Genomic DNA, 15,659 nt, shown 5'->3' with positions numbered 1-15,659 from the left:
GCCGACACAGCTCTCCGGAAGATCGACGGATGGATTGAAGACTATAATGAAATCCATCCACACTCAGCGCTCAAAATGGCCTCCCCAAGGGAGTTCATCAAAGCATTGTCTCAATAGCTGAGCTGTCCGGCGAAATGGGGGGCACTCCAATAGAATTATACCGTGCCAATCAAAAAAGATCATTGGATTCTTTGACTTACCTAACGTAGGTTCCGTCCATATCCATGATACGTTCATGGTAATCCCTTAGATGCATTAGCAACTGCACACTTTGCAGTGCAGCTGCTCTCAACTTCTCGGAACTAGAGCTTTCCCTCCACCGTTTTGTCCGTTACCGTGCATATAGACCGATTGCGACATTTGTTTAGAGGTCATTGTGCGCTCTACAAAAGCCCGCTGATGACCTGAACTAAGTTGAAATACGATGAGTGTCACTGCCATCGTATGGGATCGTCCGCTGTTAGCCCTGAACCAACCGAGCCTGCGGCGGACGGTCCTTTAAAGAAGAGAGCCCCACGACTGTCGCCGCGACAGTTCTCTGATGGGGTCATCACAGGCGGCAGTGGCTTCCTTAATCACCCAATCGCCGTGCGAACTTAGGCCGCTTTGCGGCTCGCTCGTATCGCTGCATCAATTGCCATTTGGATCAGGTAGACGACAAACGGTTGGTTCGTTAACTGCGCGAGTTTCTTCGCTGCGTTCAAATGATCTACGAGGTGACTTGCTAACATCGACTCCTCCATGAGTAGGCATATTACTGTTTGCTCACGAACCTTAACGCGCAATTACCGATAGGGTTTCTGTCCTATAGCGTGCGAACCACTGAAAACGCGGAACTATTCTGTTTGGGTTTGCATTCCAACGCGATGAGGTATTATTTTGATATTCGGGAGGGTGATAACCTCGAAGAAGACGTTGAGGGCATAGACTTGCCTTCATCTGATGCCGCCCACAGTGAAGCGCTTGCTGCAGCTCGTGACATGGTGGCTGAGTACGTTCGCCATGCAGTGCCGATTGACGGCATGACATTTGTGATCCGCGACGAGCGCGGTGAGGTCGTCGGTGAAGTGCCATTAATGGCAGTGGTGAAATGACTACGGTTTACCGAAAAGGCGGCTTTTGTTTCGCGGCGCTAGGTAAGGCTTGCCACTCCCCTACCCTACGTCGCGAAACCTCCTGCTGCCTACCACTTCATCCGGAACAGTCGAAACATTGCACGGCACTACTGGTTCGCGGAAATTGAGGTTTACTCTCTCAGAGATGAAGAAGCCCATCTATGATCTTATGAGTCCGCCAGATCGGCGGCGCGTTCTCCGTGGCCGGCAGCAGAGCGATATGCGGCGAAGGCTTCGCGGCACTTCCCTTTCGTTACAGACATCACGATGGGGGTCAAGACGCGCGGTAGAAACCTCTACAAGTTTCTCCTTGCCGGCTGGAAAAAACAACACAGCGCTGACACGGCATGACGGACTAGCCTCTCACGCGTCGCTGGCCAGAAGAAAGTCTCAGGATTTCCCGTCTGCCTGGGGACCATCTTCCTGGGGAGTGCGCCAGGACCCTTGATCAAGAGATGGAGCAGCTTGGCCGGCCATCTCTTTTATCGCAAGAGCCCAGTGCTCCAGAGCTTTTCCGGTGGGGCACCCCTCGCGCTCCCATATGGCATAGGCGCGAGCTCGAAGCTGATCGTCATGGGACCGCTGCATGGCGTGTTCCTTATGTTGAACTTGATGAAGTCGTCTTGCGGCGTGCGGCGCGTTCGAGGGCTCATGACAAAAGCTTTCTCGAGCCTCAGTTTCGGCGAAGCTCAATTCGGCTGGTTATGACCGGTTTGCCTGTCTTCGAATCCGTATCAATGGTGGTAAGACGCATTCCGGATGAGCCGATTTTTTCGATAGTCATCTGCGCTTTCCTGTCGCCGTTAACCTCCTTCGCCCAGGTGATGCCGAGGTTGATGGTGTCGCCAGAACGTTGCCCACCGAGACCGGCCGTTCCCGTGCCCGCGCCGACATAAGAGCCGGAGTAACGGCCACCGTTCGCCTTGAGGTTTGCGGATATGACCCGCGAGAAGATGGCAAGGCTGGTGCACTTGCCACCGAGGGCTAATGAATTGGTGCTGGTGTCGGACCTGAAGCGGCAGGTGACATTTATGGTCGGGGCGTTGACACGCACCTTGACGGTTCCTTTGCCGCTCCAGTTTCCAGAAAGAGATTTCAAAAAGGGCGCCTCATCGGCATGGGCAACACTGCCTGACAAAAGGACGAGCAGTGTGATCGCAGTCGCTAAGGACTGGGTGAGGTGTCGATGCATGGAAATTCTCTTTCGTACCGCGTCCGATGCTAGGTCGGCATGTGCTGGTAACAGAGGAAGGTATGAACGCAAACCTTCTCACCACGTCTTTGTTCCCTGCAGAAGACTCCACCTGCGAATTTCTACAGGAGCGGGTCTGCATTTCCTTGGGCATCGCACGCGTTCAACTCGTCGGCTAGCTCCTTCGCATCGACCTTGCTCAGTTGAACGAAATCTCTGCCGTTGGTTGCCGCTGGAAGTCCCGTCGTCGTGTCTACGATCTTCCAAGCCCCGGCATGATCCTCGCTCACAGCGCCATGTATGGTGGGGCTGGACGTTCCAAAGTTGAGGGTTCCGGTTCCATGCCGACCATACGCTCATGATTCAGTGCATAACGATTTCATCGCTTCGTACGATAGGACGTAGTGACCGCAGTCTTGCTTCAAACCAACGCGAGCGACACCTACGCAGCCTTGTCAACGCCGTGCCAGAATAGGCGATGAAACTGAGGGAACTATACCGCCCCTTGGTTGTTCGCTGTGCAACGAGGATGAAGCTATGACCTATAAGAACCCCGACCCGACCAGCGACGCGGCACGAACCGACCCCAACACGGCGGATGAAGCCCGTGAGAAATTGAAGGACCAGGCAGAAAAAGGCTTGCGAGACGCCAGAGAAAAACCTTCGAAAGACGGGCCGAAAACGTAAAATGTCTAGGTTCAAAGACGTCTCAGCACGCCATGCTCCAATAGATGGCCGCATATTAAGAGCGAAGACGAATCCACGGGTTATAGCTGTCCTGTGGAGCATCTACGTTGGTATAGCGGGTCTGATATTGATCGGTACGGTGGTCTCGGAAGTCCGGTGATGGACTGGATGGAGAGGGCGATTTGTTCGGCTATCGGTCAGGTGCCAGTCATCCCGCTGCTCCAGGAAATCGCTCCTAAATCAGCCCTATAGAGCGGGGATCTGGCAAGTCAGTTTTATACCAATCCGCAAAATTTCCTGGACCGTGACATCAGTTGACACAGTCAGTTCGCAATGGCACGTACAGCCATGATCAATCGTCAATCCCGCAACGTTTCACTTACGCCCGAACTTGAGGGTTTCATCAACCAATGTCTCGCATCCGGCAACTTTGCCAATGCCAGCGAGGTCGTGCGCGCGGGCCTTCGCGCCCTTAGGGACGTGGATGGAAAGCCGAAGCCAACCCCTGCTACCGGCTGGCCCATTGGCGGCGGGGAATGTGGCAACCTCATGCGATCCAAGAACTGGGCCAATCATATCCTTGGTGCGGTTGAGGAATGGTCTGCGGAATTACGGGCGACAGTCGCCAATATTGTAAATTCACCGGTCGCCAAGGTGCTCATGTGGGGCGCTGATCACATCATGCTTTACAACGATGCCTACCGGGAGATCGCAGGGGAGCGTCATCCGATGGCATTGGGCACGCCCGTTGCAACCGCCTTTCCCGAGGTCTGGGACTGGAACCAGGCGATTCTGCAAGTCGGCCTGAACGGCAAAACCGTGGTTCATCGTGATCAACCGATCGTTTTTCAACGACCGGATGGTCCTCAGACAATGATGCTCGACCTGTTCTACACGCCTGTCTACGACGCAAACGGTTCGGTGGGCGGGGTTATGTGCACGATCGTCGATAACAGTGCGAAGGTTACCGCGGAGACCAAGCTTGCTGCACGCGAGGCCGAGCTGCGTCGGGTCACAGACGCCGTTCCAATGCTGATCTCCTACGTGGATCGCGACCACATCTATCGCTTTGCAAACGCCGCTTACCGAGACTGGTTTGATATCGATCCTCAGTCGATGGTCGGACAGCACGTAGAAAGTATGATAGGCAAGCAGGCTTACGCCGACCGAAAAGCCTCGATCGATCGTGGATTATCGGGCGAGACATTTTCAGCTGAAACGACTATGCCGCGTGCCGACGGTACAGTGCGGCGCCTGGAAGTGCGGTATGTACCGCATGTCGAGCCCGATGGTTCGATACCGGGCGTCCATATTCTCGGCATCGATGTGGAGGAGCGTGCGACCCGCGAGGCCGCCATCGCATTCAGCAATGGGCGCTTCCGCACCGCCATGGACGCGGTCCACGGGATCCTATGGACCAATAGCGCCGATGGCCGCATGGTCGGGGAACAACCCGGATGGGCCGCCCTCACCGGGCAGACGCAGGATGAGTATCAGGGATACGGCTGGTCGAGGGCGGTCCACCCGGACGATTCTGCTGGAAGTGTGGAGGCCTGGCAGCGGGCGGTCGCGACGAAGACCATGTTTTTATACGAGCACCGGGTGCGCAGGCATGATGGCGCTTGGCGCCAGTTTGCGGTACGCGCCCTGCCTATTCTCGACAAGACCGGCGAGATCGTCGAATGGGTCGGCGTGCACACCGACATCACGCATCAAAGGGCAGCCGAAGCTGCGCTGCGGGAGCAGGCAGATACATTGGCGCAGCAGGTCCGGCATCGCGAACGAGCTGAGGATCAACTACGGCAGCTGAACGAAACGCTTGAGGCCCGCGTTATCGCGGAAATCGCCGAGCGCCGGCAGGCGGAAGTCAAGCTTGCGCAATCTCAGAAGATGGAGACCGTTGGCAAACTGACGGGCGGCGTGGCTCACGACTTCAACAATTTGCTGCAGGTGGTATCGGGAAATCTTGCACTGCTTGCGAAAGACATCGCCGGCAATGAGCGTGCCGAGAAACGCGTGTCGAACGCAATGGCGGGTGTCAGCCGCGGCGCCAAGCTCGCAAGCCAGCTCCTTGCCTTTGGTCGGCGTCAGGCACTTGAGCCCAAGGTCGTGAACATCAGCCGCTTCGTACAAGGCATGGACGACATGCTGCGCCGGGCGATTGGCGAGGCTGTCGAGGTCGAAACCGTCGTGGCGGGTGGGCTGTGGAACACGTTTATCGATCCTGCCCAGATCGAGAATGCGCTCCTCAACCTCGCCATCAATGCGCGTGATGCGATGGACGGCCAGGGCAAGCTCACCATCGAACTGTCAAACGCGCATCTCGACGAGCTTTATGCGCGAACGCACGATGAAGTAACGCCCGGTCAATACGTGCTGCTGGCCGTCACAGATACGGGAACCGGCATGTCGCCGGAGATCATTGACAAGGTTTTCGAACCGTTCTTTTCGACGAAAGCCGAGGGCAAGGGTTCCGGCCTCGGGCTTTCGATGGTCTACGGCTTCGTCAAGCAATCAGGCGGTCATGTTAAGATCTATTCCGAAGTCGGTCACGGCACGACGATCAAGCTTTATCTTCCCAGAGCCCTCCAGGCCGAAGACATGGAAGTGAACGTCGACAACGGCCCGATAGCAGGTGGCACTGAAACCGTCCTCGTCGTCGAGGATGACGAAGAGGTGCGGGAGACCGTTGTCGCCCTCCTTGCAGACCTCGGCTATCGTGTGCTGAAGGCGGTCGATGCGGCCAGCGCGCTCAACGTGATCGATAGCGGCATACCCATCGACATCCTGTTCACGGATGTTGTCATGCCCGGCAATTTGAAAAGCCCTGAGCTGGCGCGCAAGGCCAAAGAGCGCCTCCCCGAGATCGCCGTGCTGTTCACATCGGGATATACCGAGAATTCCATCGTCCACGGCGGCAAGCTCGACGCCGGCGTCGAGCTTCTTTCGAAGCCGTACACCCGGGATGCCCTGGCAAAAAAGTTCAGGCACGTCATCAACAATCAGCGACAAAAGTCGGGTGCTGCGCCCTCCCCGGCTCCAAAAGCCCCTGAGACTTCGTTGCCCGAACCATCTGCACAGCTAACGATCATCCTGGTCGAAGACGATCCGCTGATCCGGATGAACACGTCCGATATCCTCAAGGAAGCAGGCCACATCGTGGTCGACGCGGGAAGCGCCGAGGAAGCTATGGCCGCGCTAGAAACGGTTCCCTTCGACGTCCTGGTCACGGACATCAGCCTTCCAGGCGCCTCGGGCAAGGTTCTTGCGGAGCGGGCGCGCACCTTGCGGCCTTGGTCGAGGATCATATTCGCGACCGGTGACGCCTCGGCCGTGCGGGCTTCCGACGGGGTCGTTCTCAGCAAGCCCTACGATGCCGAGCAACTCAACCGGGCGATCCTGCCAAGAGACGCAATCTCCAAGTCGCTTGACCAGGAAGACGAAGTGGACGCGACGAAATAGATTTCACGGCGCGCGGCGTGACGTCCAAGGATCCTTTAATGAACGACAGACTCGAGCCTCCACGCATCAACCGGGGCAGCCTGCAGGAACTAATAGGCGGCCTCAGCGATGGCATCATACTCATTGATCAGGCGGGCGCGATTGCCTGGGCGAATGATGCGGCGATCGTCATGCATCGTGCAAAGGCAATTGACGACCTCGGAAGGGATGCAGCGGGCTACCGACGTCGATTCACTTTGCGATATCGCAACAACCATCCGCTGGAAGAAGGACAGTACCCGCTCGAACGGCTGCTGGCCGGCGAGACGATCGACGATATGACGGTCGAAGTCTCGCCCAGCGATAACCTCGATCTGGTCTGGGTGCACACCGTTCGGAGCATGGTCATCTCCGACGCCGGGGGTAAAGCGGATGTGCTCGCGCTGATCTTGCGAGATGAAACGCCGCGCTTTGAAGCCGAGGAACGATTCGAACGGTCCTTCAACGCCAATCCCGCTCCAGGCCTTATCTGCCGCCTGGAGGACAATCGGTTCATTCGCGTCAATCAGGGCTTTCTTGAAATGACGGGTTTCAGCAAGGAGGACGTGATCGGCAAGACTGTCGACGCTGTCGGGTTGTTCTCAAACTGTGAAACTGGGGATGACGCGCTTCTGAAGCTCAGCGAAGGGCGGGTAATCCGCCACCGCGAGTCGCTAATTCCTCTCCCGGACGGTGGTGACCGGCTTGTGATTGTCGCCGGCGAGCCGATTTCCGTGGTCGAAGAGCCGTGTATGCTTTTTACCTTTGCGGACCTCGATGCCCGCAGGAAAGCCCAGAACGCCCTGCGTCAAAGCGAGGAGCGATTTTCGAAATCCTTCCGTCTATCGCCTGCGCCGGCCGCCATATCGCGCCTCGCCGATTTCGTTTTCACAGAGGCGAACGATGCCTTCCTGCAGATTTCGGGATATGGCCTCACAGAGGTCGTCGGCCGAACAGCCGCTGAACTTCACCTCTGGGAAGACGTGGCAGCCCGGCGGGCGCTGGAGCAAAAGCTGCGTGACAACATCTTCGTGCGTAACGAGCCGACACGCTTGAAGCAAAAAGACGGTGCAATGGCGGACTGTCTTGTGTCTGCGGAAAGGGTCGAGATCAACGACGAGCAATGCGTGATCTGGGCTCTTCAGGATGTGACCGAGCGCCGGCGTAGCGAGACGCAATTGGTCGAAGCGATCGAGAGCGTCATGGCGGACACTTCATGGTTCAGCCGCTCCATCGTCGAGCGGCTTGCGACACTCAAACAAGCGTCAACAGCGGTGCCCACGGCGACACTGATGGAGTTGAGTGACAGGGAGCGCGAGATTTTAGGTCTTATCTGCGTCGGACAAAGTGACGCCGATATGGCTCAAACCCTGCACCTGTCGAGGAACACGATCCGCAATCACGTCACCTCTCTTTATGGAAAGATCGGCGTCAATCGCCGCGCGGCAGCAGTGATATGGGCGCGAGAACGTGGCTTCACAGGCGCTGCCACTGGCAAGGCCTTAGATCACAAGAAGAAGAAAAAGTAATTTTACGACGTGTACCTGCTAAAAAGGTCGTTTGATACTAGGCGATCTAGTATTTTTCGCTCTGAAAATTCTCATGCTCCAGCGCTAGTTTCAAAGTCATGCCACCGGCTTTGCCGGGGTCGGATGATCGACGCACCATAGGTGAAAAGGGCTGCATGATGGATAAGTCGTCGGCAAAAATTCGGGCCGTAGGAAGACACAGCGAGGCCCTCGGGCCGCGGCGCTGCACCGAACGGCTAACCGCCGTTTGGCAAGCTTCGGTTACTGATCCTTCCAGGAGGTTATTGAGATGCTTTTCCCATTTTATGCAGGTACGGCGACCATCTCCGCAGATTACTGTGGTGCGGGTGCAGCACTCAGCGCCCTGCTAGCTTACGCGCGTGGCCTCGAAGACTGCCAGATTGAAGTCGAAATCGCAGGCGGCGACATATTGCTCAACGGCGTGGCATCGTCAGAGAGGGCCGCGAGTGAAGCAGTGGCGATCGCTACCGACTTCGCGACGGGCAGGGTCATCCGCAACCTGCAAGTGCGCCCGCCGAAACCGTCGATTTGATACTGGCCGATCGATACGCTGCCAGTTCAATGCAAAAGATAAACGCCTCCAAACCTACGTTGGAACAAAACGTTCCATCGCGAATTTAAGCAAACGGAAAAACGTAAGCGAAAGGAATACGTTATGAGCAGCACAGGTGATAAAGCATCAGGTCTTGCAAATGAAGCCATCGGCAACATCAAGCAGGGCGTCGGCAAGCTCGTCGGAAGCGAAAAGCTGCAAGCCGAAGGTAAGGTTCAGGAAATCAAGGGTGAGGCCCAGCAGGCTATGGGCGACGCCAAGGACGCAACCAAGAAGGGTGCCAATTCAGCTTCCGATTACATCAACAAGAAGCTCTAGCATCCCAACGAGGACACAGCCGTGACGGCTGTGTCCCTCCCACTTCCCGCACAGGAAAATCGTGATGATCGAACCCGTTGGTGTGTCCCACCGCGAAGTCATTCCTTATGCCGACGCTGCTGATGGCGCCTATTTCAACAAGATTTCGTGGGGCGCTATTTTTGCCGGCATCGCTCTTGCACTCGCGATGCAGTTTCTTCTCAACCTTCTGGGCGTCGGGATCGGCGCCGCCGTGATAGACCCCACAACCTCTGACAATCCGGCTGCGAGCACATTTTCGATTGTCAGTGCAATCTGGTTCGTCGCAGCCGGAATCTTCGCATCCTTTGTGGGTGGATATGTGTCTAGCCGGCTCTCCGGCCGCCCGAGTAGATCTACAGGTGGGTATCATGGTCTGACGACGTGGGCGGCCACGACAATTGTTGTACTATACCTTCTTACCACGTCGGTTGGTGCTGTTATCGGCGGCGCATTCAGTGGGATTGGGTCGTTGATCGGCGGCGTCGGACAGACTGCGACGACGGCCGTGACCGCTGCTACCCCGGTTGTTGCAAATGCAAGCAACCCGTTCGCGGACATTGAGCAGCAGATCCGATCCACAACGGGCGGCAACGATCCTCAGGCTCTGCGCGATGCGGCAGTGAGCGCCGTTCAGGCTGTTGTTTCAGGCGACCATGCCAAAGCCGACAACGCGCGTAATAGGGCTGCCGAGGCTCTAGCGCGGGCGCAGAGCATTCCTGTCGATCAGGCAAAGACCGAGATTGCGCAGTATGAGGCGCAGTACAAGCAGTCGGTGGACACGGCAAAGCAGAAGGCGAGCGAAGCGGCGCAGAAGACAGCCACGGTCGTATCCGCCGGCGCGATACTGGCATTCATTGCGTTACTGCTCGGCGCAGCGGCCGCCTGGATCGGCGGGTCCGCAGGAACTCAGAAAACAACTTTGCGTGCGGCAATCGAGCACCGGTAAACTCAGATCAGTAAGCTATGAGAATGGCGCCAGCTTGAAATCGATCGGCGCCATTCAGCATTTTACCAAGCTGTCCGACTTCGTTTCCAGCCTTTTGACTTGCTTCCGACGTGAGGGGTGTCTAGTTGGCTACAGGAACTGAAGAACCTGTCTTCAATACGGTGACCATCGGTTTCGACGATGCAAGGATGCGACTTGACCCGAACTCACGACACCCTGTCAAACCACGATACCGTCCCAACCTCGTTGGACATCGGACCAGACCGACTTAACGCGCTCTATCAGACCGAATTGATGGACAGTGGGCCAGAGGAACGCTTCGATCGCTTGACACGGCTCGTTGCTGCGACCTTGTCGGTCCCGGTGGCGCTCGTTTCATTGGTCGACACAAAGAGGCAGTTCTTCAAGAGTTCGTTTGGTCTTCCTGAACCCTGGAAGACCGATCGAGAAACACCTCTGACACATTCGTTTTGCCAGCATGTCGTTGCAAGAGCTGCTCCCCTCGTTATCGAAGATTCAACACTCGACCCTCTTGTTTGCGACAATCTTGCTATTCCGGATCTGAACGTGCGCGCGTACCTTGGCATCCCGCTTCTGGACCAAGATGGTCATGTCCTGGGTTCGCTTTGCGCCATTGATGCCGAGCCGCACAAATGGACGGCTCGTGAGCAAGAGATACTCGCTGATTTTGCCAAACTGGTGGAAGAGCAAATTTCCCTGCGAGAACGCGTCGCAAGACTGGCGCAGTTCGATGAGCAGCGTCTTCTGATCCAGGGCGAGTTGGCGCATCGTATCAAGAATATCTTCTCGGTCATATCCAGCCTGCTCCTCGTCTCGTCGAGGACCGAGAGCAATCTAGATGGATTTGTGCGCAGCGTCACTGGACGGATACAGGCGCTGAGCAGAGCCAACGATTTCATCATCGATTCGAGGCCTGATGGGACCGGTGTTGCATGCGGTCTCGCGGGCTTGATGGAAGCCTTGCTAGCGCCTTTCAAACGAGATGAAAAGCAGGCTATCGTCTCTTGCCAGAGCATCACCGTCGGCGAGAAGACCGCGGCTGCCCTCGCATTGGTAATCCACGAACTTGCAACTAATGCAGCCAAGTATGGCGCACTATCGACTGGCGATGGCTACATCCATTTGGAATGTAACAGCTTAGGTGACACGTTAAAGATCACTTGGCGGGAAATCGGCGGGCCACCGATCACGCAAAACCCGTCGAGGAAAGGTTTCGGGACCAGAATGGTGGCCCGGACCGTGGAAGCGCAGCTCATGGGAACGATCACGCGAGATTTCGCGAGCGATGGTTTGTTGGTCGCCCTCGAAATTCCGCTATCGGCCATCGGCAGGTAGTTTCTGGGCAGGCGAACTCACCCGGCAAGTCGGCTTGCCTTGAGGCGCAACGTCACCACCAAACCGTGTTCAACCCATTCGTAGTCGATCGCACCGCCCAGCTGTCCAGAGATGGTGCGCTGTAAAAGCTTGCTGCCATATCCTTCTGTGGTCGAACCAGTGTTGACCCCACTCTCCCGATGCTCGCTCCAGACGATCTCGAGATCTTCCTCACTCAGCGTCCCGGAGATATCGAGCAACCCCGTGTCATTCGACAATGCGCCGTACTTCAGCGAATTTGTCGCCAGTTCATGGATGACGAGGGCGAGGCTTGTCGCCGCCCTTTCCCCCAACCCCATACGCGGCACCGCCACGCGGATGCGACCGGCAAAGGCACCTACGTCGTCATAAGGCGCGAGCAGCACAGTGAACAGATCGCCCAGCAAGGCGGCGCTCCCCTGCCCGTCCGCTAGCGGGCGCACGAGTTCATGGGCCCGGCCGAGTGCCGTCAGGCGCTGCATCAACTGCAGAACCATTTCCTCCTTCGTTTCCGTCGAGCGGGACGTGATGTTTGTAAGACCTGCCGCCAGCGCCAACAGGTTTTTGACGCGATGGCTCATCTCTCCAGCGAGCAGTTCGTGACCTTCCTCCGCCTGTTTGCGGCCTGTCACGTCGAGGAAAATTCCGGTCATCTTGTTGGTCGCTGCATCCCCTTCATTGCCCTGGCCTCGCGCGGAAATCCACCTGACATCCGATCCACCGGTCAGGATACGGAAATCGATCTCGAAGGCACCATCAATGGCTCGGGTCGCGACGAACGCCGCCCTTACCCGGTCCCGATCCGCAGGATGCACCTTAGCGGATAGATGCTCGAAGGTCAGGTCTTCCTCGACAGGGATATCCCACAGCTCGTATGCCTTCGCGTCCATGAAGAATGCGTCGTCATCGACAATCCAGGTCCACAGCGCCACGCCGGCAGACTTGACAGCGCGCCTAAGCTCGTCGGCGCTCCAATCTGGCTGTGATTTCGCTTGGCTCATCGTAAATTTTCCACCAGATGCAAAAACTCGCCCCGATCCAGAACTAGCGGGCTGGACAAGTGTTATCAATAGCCTAAGTGGCGTCTGCGACCCTGCGATGGAAATGCTATGAACGTACAAGCCTCCAATCAATTGCACGATATTTTCGTTGGCAACGGCGAGATGGCCCAGATGATGCGTCGTCACGACTGGGCGAGCAGCTCACTCGGCCTGCCGGACAAATGGCCGGAAGCGCTCAAGGTCGCCATACGGCTCCTGCTGACATCCAAGTTTGAAATGTGGCTCGGATGGGGGCCAGACATCGCATTCTTCTACAACGATGCCTACCGGCCGACACTTGGGAACAAGCATCCGAATGCACTCGCCGTCCCGACAAAGATCCTCTGGTCGGAAATCTGGAACGATATCGAAGGACGCCTCGACACAGTTTACAAGGACGGCCAGTCAACATGGGACAAGGCGCTTCCTCTCCTGCTGGAGCGCAACGGCTACACCGAGGAGACCTACCACACATTCTCCTACAGTCCGCTCATTGGCGATAGCGGCAAGGTGGAGGGCGTCTTTTGCGCTGTTACGGAAGAGACCGAGAGGGTTATCAGCGAACGTCGTATGTCGACAATGCGTGCACTCGCTTCCGGGCTTGCGGCTGCGAACACGCAAGATGAGGTCTTCACGGCCTCGCATTGCACCCTATCGGAGAACCTGCGTGACCTCCCTTTCAGCGCGCTTTATATTTTCGACGCAGATGGAAATGCGATACGGCAATGGGTTTGTGGCACGACCGACGGCGACGGTCTTTTGCCCGCGTGTATAAATCGCGGCAGTGACATCTGGAACCCTGAGCAAGCCTGGACGAAACAGGTCGCCGAGATGGTGGACCTTTCGGCGATCAGCAATGTCCCCTCTGGACCATGGCACAAGCCGCCGTCTCAGGCCATGGTCCTGCCGCTGATCGGACAGGGCAACAACGGTCCAAAGGGGATCCTGATCAGCGGACTTAATCCGCATCGAATTGCAACCGACGAATATCTCGACTTCTTGAAATTGATCGCCGGCCAGATAACGTCTCGCTTGGCGAGTGCGGAAGCTTTCGAAACAGAGCGGCGGCGGGCGGCGGCTTTGGCCGAAGCGGCAGAAATGCGGGAAAGGGCGGCCGCTGCCCTTGAACAGCTGAACCGCCAGCTTGCCTCGGAAGTCGAACTTCGCACCACTGAACGGGATCGCATGCGCGGTTTGTTTCAGCAAGCCCCGAGCTTCATGTGTATTTTGAGCGGCCCTGATCACGTATTCGAGCTCGCCAACGATGCCTACCTACAACTCGTAGGACACAGACCGCTCGTGGGCTTAAAGGTGAGAGACGCCTTGCCGGAAGTTGCCGGTCAAGGCTTTTTCGAATTACTAGACGGTGTTTACAAGACAGGGAGGCCGTACATCGGCCGTTATCTCCCGGTCTTGCTACAGCGTGAGGGCGAGAAACCGGACCAGCGGTTCATGAACCTGATCTACCAGCCAATATTCGATCACGACGGGCTGGTCACCGGAATTTTTGTCGATGGCTTCGATGTCACGCACCAGAAACGCGCCGAGGAGCAGCTCCACAGCCTCAATAACACCCTTGAGCAAAGGGTTGAGCAGCGCACCCAGGAGCTGAGGACCGCTCTTCTCGATCTCGAAAAAGAAACGGTCGAACGCGAGAATGCACAGGTCGCGTTGAGACAGGCACAGAAAATGGAGGCGCTGGGCAATCTCACAGGCGGCGTCGCACATGATTTCAACAATCTTCTCCAAGTCGTGAGTGGCAATCTCCAGCTGCTGTCGAAGGATGTAGACGGCAATCCTCGTGCTTTACAGCGGCTCGAAAATGCGCTGGCCGGTGTCGAGCGAGGCGCAAAACTTGCGTCGCAGCTTCTCGCATTTGGCCGGCGACAGCCGCTGGAGCCGAAGGTTATCAATGTTCGCAGATTGGTTCAGAACATGGACGACATGCTGCGGAGGGCGCTGGGTGAAGAAATCGAACTCGAAACAATTGTCTCAGGCGGCCTTTGGAACAGTCTGATCGATCCCAGCCAGCTGGAGAATGCAATACTAAACCTGGCGATCAACGCACGAGACGCAATGGGTGGCCGAGGGCGTTTGACGATCGAGACGGCAAACTCCGTCCTCGATGAGGACTACGCGCGCGCACACGATGACGTGCGGCCAGGACAGTACGTCCTGGTTGCGGTAACCGATACCGGATCCGGCATTTCGCCCGAGATAATAGATCATGTGCTCGAACCATTTTTCAGCACGAAGTCGGACGGCAAGCGGACCGGTCTGGGACTTTCAATGGTCTATGGCTTTTTGAAGCAGTCCGGGGGGCATTTGAAAATCTACAGCGAAGTGGGCCATGGGACCACTATGAAGCTCTATATGCCACGCACGATGCAAGTCGAGGACACGCTGACAGATGCGAGCGCAATCCCGCCTACCGGAGGCACGGAGACCGTTCTTGTCGTCGAAGATGACGACGGTGTTCGTGATACTTCGGTGGCGCTGCTTAGCGACCTGGGGTACCGCGTCCTCAAGGCCCATGACGCACAGTCGGCGTTCGCTATTGTGAACACCGGCATGAAAATCGACCTTTTGTTTACCGATGTAGTGATGCCAGGACCCATGCGCAGCGTAGAGCTCGCCCGAAAGGCAAAGGCGCTTCTTCCGGGTATGGCAGTCCTCTACACCTCGGGCTATACAGAGAATTCGATCGTCCACGGCGGCAGGCTGGACGCCGGAGTCGAGCTCCTGTCCAAGCCGTACACGCGCGAGGCACTGGCGCGCAAAGTGCGGCATGTCCTCGCCAATGCACAGCAACACCGGATCGCGTTGGAGCGTCTTAACCGTCAAGATCAGGCTAGCGAACCGATAGCTAGCGAAACCGGGACGGTCCTCGTGGTTGAGGATGAGCCGCTCATCCTGATGTCGACGGTCGATATGGTCGAAGAACTGGGCTACACGGTCCTTGAGGCAAGTTCGGCGGAAGTTGCGCTTTCGATATTTGAAACAGAAACGATCGATGTCCTATTTACCGATGTCGGATTGCCGGGTATGTCGGGTACCGACTTGGCCCGAACGATACGGGAGCGTCGGCCGGAAGTGCAGATCGTTTTTGCCAGCGGCGATAGCAATGCGAAGTCCATTTCGGGCTTGGAGGACGCGCTTCAGCTGCCCAAACCGTTCGCACTGGAGCAACTGAAGGCTATTCTCGCCCAGGCGCGCTCTCGGAAATGACAACCTTATACTGCTTGGTGGCATACGAGTTTGCACCTATGTAGGATCAAATCAAAATCGCGTAGTCGGCCCGACACGAAGGCGGTGTCCGTGCGACGGTATGGTGCCATCATTTCTTACTTCAGTCAGATTGGCTAGAGCTTCCGCTGAGCTGT

Annotated in this window: 13 protein-coding genes; 10 read left to right on the top strand and 3 right to left on the bottom strand. The window is 56.8% G+C overall.

Going from position 1 to position 15,659, the window contains the following annotated elements:
* Both AC1DIJ_RS29190 and AC1DIJ_RS29185 read left to right on the top strand, forming a co-directional pair.
* Positions 1-117: integrase core domain-containing protein (locus tag AC1DIJ_RS29190; protein WP_477831735.1), on the top strand; the 117-nt coding region annotated here is incomplete at its 5' end.
* 644 nt (positions 118-761) lie between these two features.
* A complete protein-coding gene (locus AC1DIJ_RS29185) occupies positions 762-1,094 on the top strand; it encodes a DUF6894 family protein (protein WP_477831733.1) in 333 nt (110 codons plus the stop codon).
* Between the two features lie 411 nt (positions 1,095-1,505).
* Here the strand turns inward: AC1DIJ_RS29185 and AC1DIJ_RS29180 are convergent, their stop codons facing one another.
* Both AC1DIJ_RS29180 and AC1DIJ_RS29175 read right to left on the bottom strand, forming a co-directional pair.
* Complete coding sequence (locus AC1DIJ_RS29180; RefSeq protein WP_112390616.1) at positions 1,506-1,703, bottom strand: DUF2934 domain-containing protein; 198 nt, start codon at positions 1,701-1,703, stop codon at positions 1,506-1,508.
* Positions 1,704-1,788: 85 nt separating this feature from the next.
* Positions 1,789-2,307 carry a hypothetical protein gene (locus AC1DIJ_RS29175; RefSeq protein ID WP_112390617.1) on the bottom strand — a complete coding sequence of 173 codons (519 nt, stop codon included), beginning with the start codon at positions 2,305-2,307 and terminating at the stop codon, positions 1,789-1,791.
* Between the two features lie 537 nt (positions 2,308-2,844).
* On the opposite strand from AC1DIJ_RS29175, the gene AC1DIJ_RS29170 reads away from it, so the two are divergent.
* The 7 genes from AC1DIJ_RS29170 (at position 2,845) to AC1DIJ_RS29140 (ending at position 11,218) form a co-directional block, all read left to right on the top strand.
* On the top strand, positions 2,845-2,994 hold the full coding sequence (locus AC1DIJ_RS29170; RefSeq protein ID WP_162698781.1) for a hypothetical protein: 150 nt from the start codon (positions 2,845-2,847) through the stop codon (positions 2,992-2,994).
* 348 nt (positions 2,995-3,342) lie between these two features.
* Complete coding sequence (locus AC1DIJ_RS29165; RefSeq protein ID WP_477831732.1) at positions 3,343-6,456, top strand: type II toxin-antitoxin system ParD family antitoxin; 3,114 nt, start codon at positions 3,343-3,345, stop codon at positions 6,454-6,456.
* Positions 6,457-6,494: 38 nt separating this feature from the next.
* The gene (locus AC1DIJ_RS29160; protein WP_112390619.1) at positions 6,495-8,003 is read left to right on the top strand and encodes a helix-turn-helix transcriptional regulator; all 1,509 of its coding nucleotides are present in this window, start codon (positions 6,495-6,497) and stop codon (positions 8,001-8,003) included.
* A 289-nt stretch (positions 8,004-8,292) separates the two neighbouring features.
* On the top strand, positions 8,293-8,556 hold the full coding sequence (locus tag AC1DIJ_RS29155) for a BON domain-containing protein (RefSeq protein WP_112390620.1): 264 nt from the start codon (positions 8,293-8,295) through the stop codon (positions 8,554-8,556).
* A gap of 123 nt (positions 8,557-8,679) precedes the next feature.
* Positions 8,680-8,895, top strand: a complete 216-nt coding sequence (locus AC1DIJ_RS29150) for a CsbD family protein (RefSeq protein ID WP_112390621.1) — start codon at positions 8,680-8,682, stop codon at positions 8,893-8,895.
* A 64-nt stretch (positions 8,896-8,959) separates the two neighbouring features.
* Positions 8,960-9,862: a PhnA-like protein gene (locus tag AC1DIJ_RS29145; RefSeq protein WP_112390622.1), complete on the top strand. Its 903-nt coding sequence runs from the start codon at positions 8,960-8,962 to the stop codon at positions 9,860-9,862.
* A 195-nt stretch (positions 9,863-10,057) separates the two neighbouring features.
* On the top strand, positions 10,058-11,218 hold the full coding sequence (locus AC1DIJ_RS29140) for a GAF domain-containing protein (RefSeq protein WP_162698780.1): 1,161 nt from the start codon (positions 10,058-10,060) through the stop codon (positions 11,216-11,218).
* Positions 11,219-11,235: 17 nt separating this feature from the next.
* Here AC1DIJ_RS29140 and AC1DIJ_RS29135 read toward each other — a convergent pair whose 3' ends face one another.
* Positions 11,236-12,237, bottom strand: a complete 1,002-nt coding sequence (locus tag AC1DIJ_RS29135; protein WP_112390624.1) for a sensor histidine kinase — start codon at positions 12,235-12,237, stop codon at positions 11,236-11,238.
* A gap of 162 nt (positions 12,238-12,399) precedes the next feature.
* On the opposite strand from AC1DIJ_RS29135, the gene AC1DIJ_RS29130 reads away from it, so the two are divergent.
* Positions 12,400-15,504, top strand: coding sequence for a response regulator (locus tag AC1DIJ_RS29130; RefSeq protein WP_112390665.1), 3,105 nt, complete (start codon positions 12,400-12,402; stop codon positions 15,502-15,504).
* Positions 15,505-15,659 lie beyond the last annotated feature (155 nt).

The sequence above is a fragment of the Rhizobium sp. 10N427 genome, from assembly GCF_056394605.1.
This window is presented reverse-complemented; position numbering and strand designations above follow the sequence as displayed.